Annotated in this window: 2 protein-coding genes; both read right to left on the minus strand. The window is 57.8% G+C overall.

Annotation, left to right across the window (positions count from 1 at the left end):
- Positions 1-189: 189 nt before the first annotated feature.
- Positions 190-2,223: an alginate lyase family protein gene (locus tag LNV08_RS22875; protein WP_318014147.1), complete on the minus strand. Its 2,034-nt coding sequence runs from the start codon at positions 2,221-2,223 to the stop codon at positions 190-192.
- Positions 2,216-3,307, minus strand: a complete 1,092-nt coding sequence (locus LNV08_RS22880; protein ID WP_318014148.1) for a glycosyltransferase family 4 protein — start codon at positions 3,305-3,307, stop codon at positions 2,216-2,218. The genes LNV08_RS22875 and LNV08_RS22880 overlap by 8 nt, the downstream gene beginning before the upstream one ends.
- Positions 3,308-3,428 lie beyond the last annotated feature (121 nt).

The raw sequence follows: 3,428 nt of genomic DNA on the forward strand, positions 1-3,428 counted from the left end.
TTCAAGTTGCGCGCATTAGGGAAGTTATGCAGCGGTCTCGTGTCTCAATAGGCTTTAATGACACCTGATCCTTGATGAATAGGCCGTGATTTGTTTGATGCATTTCGCTCCCAAAGGAGATATGTTTCGTCAATTCTCTTTGAGTTCGAATTGACGAACATATCCCGCCTGCTAGCTAAGACATGCTGCCTAAGATTTGGGCGCCGAAAAGATGCTGAATTGAGTCTCTATTCGGACTTGTTCGGCCCACCCAGCCCAGCGAACTACGGTGCAAAGCTTCTTCTCCCCATACTCGCTGGAACACCAAGCGAGCGGCGGCGAGACTTGGCCCTCAATCACTTCCAACTGACCGGTTGCCGAGGCACTGACAGACATTTGTAGGCACAAGTCTAAAGATCCATGTGTGAGCATCATGCTTGTCGCGCTCTGGGGCTTGATGACCCAGTCGGGCGAGAGATGCCAAAAAAGCTCAATGGTTTCTGGGCGAGCCCCCGCTACTTCATCGATGACGGCCAGTGCATTATCTTGCGCTGGGACGAACTTCACTTCGCGGGAGTGAGTAAAGCGACTTGCTAGGCGCATGTAGCCATCGTGGCTGGCGCAGATGTGGAAACCGCCATCTGGCGTTCGCGTCACCGTTCTTGGATTGCCAATCTGAGCCTTGCGCGTCCACATAAAACGCCCGCCGCTGACCGATTGATCCAGGCCTGCTACCCGCACGGTGTTGTGCGCGGAGGTACCCCGGAAGTAGTCGCGCCACTCTTTGTCGGCCCAGTAGGAGTAGGTTCCTGGGTCTATCAACACGGGCACGCCTGCCACCGCCAGCCAAACTTGCAAAGCATCGGCATGGCCATGAGCTGCAATGCCTAAATAGCCCAAAGGCCCGGCATCCACCAGCCCCAAGATCTCGCTAGGGCCACCTAGATCGCTGCCAAACAGGAAGTACCCTCCTTCAGCGAAATCCATTTTGCGTGTGCTTGCGCTGTCGATCTGGTTTTTTGGCCGAGCAGCAACATTTTCAAAATCCAACCACGCCACGTCATCACGCCGCAGCGCCTCAAGCGGCAGCCAGGCAGTCTGCCCGAACAGGGCTGCACCCTTTTGTTGCATGGCAGCAAAGCAGTCGCGGCCGGGGCGGGGGTCAAGCCTGAAAGCCTCGGCCCCATCGGCATCGCCCACTTGGGGCACAGCTCCCTTCACGGTAGTGACGGCTGCGATGAATTCGCACATTGATTTCAGGCGAGCCAAATAGGCCAGGGACATCGGCTGCCCCGCTGCGGCCGCGGCTCGCTCCACGGCCAAGAAGAAATCGAAGGTAAAGGTGGCGTACTCGAACGCCTGCTCACGCAGCACACCGTCTGGGGCCACTTGCAGCAGTACCTCTCGCTCCAATTCCCGGCGCACACGCTTGGCCAGCGCTTCAAAGCTCGCCCATAGGGGCCATGTTTGCGCTGCTACAAAGATGCCGGCCAACTCTCCCACCAGATGGTTGTTCGCCGACGAATGGCGCGAGAAATGCTTGGTGATCGCATGCACGTGCAGGTTGATGCTGTCTAGCCAGCGCTGGCGCAAAGCCTGCCCTTCTGCGCCTTCAAACAAGGGCGATTCCGGGCCTCCAATCAACTGCCAAACCGCCGACCAATTGAGCAGACGAAGCGCGTATTCCAGCGAGCTGGTCCAGTTGGGACCAAGGCCGTACGGGCATTGATCTAGCCATGAGCGCAGTTGTTCCTCCAAGGTGCGCAGATGCGCTGCATTGCTGCTGAGTGCCCAAGCCTGTGCCAGCACTACCCAATGTAGATGGCGATTCAGCTCCCAGATGTACTTGATGTCACCTACCAGGGCTCGATTGGTGATAGAGATCGAATGGGCAGGAAGGGCAGGCGCTTGCACACCCGTCAATGGGCAGCGATGCCATTGCGGAGGGGATCCAACGTCGAAACGGTGGCTGGCAAACAAGCGCACTGATCCATGTGCAATTGCCTGCGCCTCGGAGATGTAGTCGCTGGCTTCCACAGCCGCCTCTGCTAGAGGAGGGCGCACCCAGCAAGCGCCGGCTCGCAAAGCCTCGGTCGGCTCCGCACGCAAATTGCCTAGCCCCAGCATTCGCTCGCCCTTGGAGCGGCCGGCATAGATCGCCCGGTGCAGCACTTCGCTCGGCGTCATGCAACGCAGGCGGTTCCAAAACCAGGCTAGCCGCCCGCCGGTTTCCTGGCTACTCATTGCCTGGGTCCTTCACCAAAGTCTCCTTGACTCCCAGTTCCTGGTACATGTCGGCCACTTGCCCCAACACGCGCTTGGTGCCAAAACGTTCTCCAACTCGGGCTCGGGCCTGGTGACCTAAGTCCCGCCGCAAACTAGCGCTCTGCAACAAGCGCAGCAGCGCAGTGGCCAGTTCTTGAGGCTGGCCTGGAGCGACCAACAAACCTTGCTGCTCATGTTGGACTGCCTCGGGGATACCGCCTACCGGCGTCATCACCATCGCTTTACCATGTGCCATGGCTTCCAGCATCGCCATCGGCAGGCCTTCATGATGAGATGGCAGAACAAAAACTTCAGCGCGCTCAAACTGCTGTTGCTTGGCCTCGCCGACCACCCAGCCCAGAATTTCGACATGATCGGCAATACCTAGCTCAGCGGCCCGCTTGCGCACTGCGGCCACATCTCCGTCCCCACCTATGGCGAGGCGCAAATTTGGGCACGAGGGGGCGATCAATTTGACTGCTTCAAGCAAATCAAAAATTCCTTTGGCAGCCTCTGCTCGCCCCAGGAAAAGCAGTCGTCCCTCTTCTTCATGCTGAAGCGAAACCGTCTCTGGAAGGTACACCGGATTGGCAATCACCCTGACTGCCCCAGCCGGCGCAAATCTCGCCAGAAACTCGGCCCAGGTGGTGGACAAGGCCACAACCCGGTCCGAGTGCCCGATGGTGTAGGCGATCCAACGCTGCAGCCAAGCGGGGGCGCCTGCATGAAACTGCTGAAACCCGCCACCGTGCAAATGGAACACCGTGGCTATGCCGAACAGCCGCGCCACCGCCAAATAGATAGACTTTCGCAGAAAGCTGCCATTCGAAGCAACATGGGCATGCACCAGCGCCACCCGGCCCGAAAGCAAATGTCCCAACAACTGCACAGTGGCCCGAACACTGACCCACAGCTTGCCTAGTTTGCCGCCTGCCTGGTGAGTGGACAGATAGCGAATTGGAAAGCGCTCGAACAAGCCATTGTCGATATAGACCGAAACAACCGCCGCCACGCCGCCTTTGCCACTCGGATCGGTCCCAATCATCACAACTATTTTTCCCATTGGTTTCTTCTAAAATCCAAGCGAAAACTGAGCGTCTACTGTAATCAATCGACCTGAGCTCCGCAATTCAACGCGGCAAGTGCATCGATATCGTTAACTGGAACCCATTTGCCGTCGTCAA

It is taken from the genome of Paucibacter sp. TC2R-5, from assembly GCF_025717605.1.
Classification (GTDB): domain Bacteria; phylum Pseudomonadota; class Gammaproteobacteria; order Burkholderiales; family Burkholderiaceae_C; genus Paucibacter_A; species Paucibacter_A albus.

Coding starts and splice junctions, on each gene's coding strand:
- LNV08_RS22880 (WP_318014148.1), bottom strand. CDS start 3,307: ATGGGAAAAATAGTTGTGATGATTGGGACCGATCCGAGTGGCAAAGGC.
- LNV08_RS22875 (WP_318014147.1), bottom strand. CDS start 2,223: ATGAGTAGCCAGGAAACCGGCGGGCGGCTAGCCTGGTTTTGGAACCGC.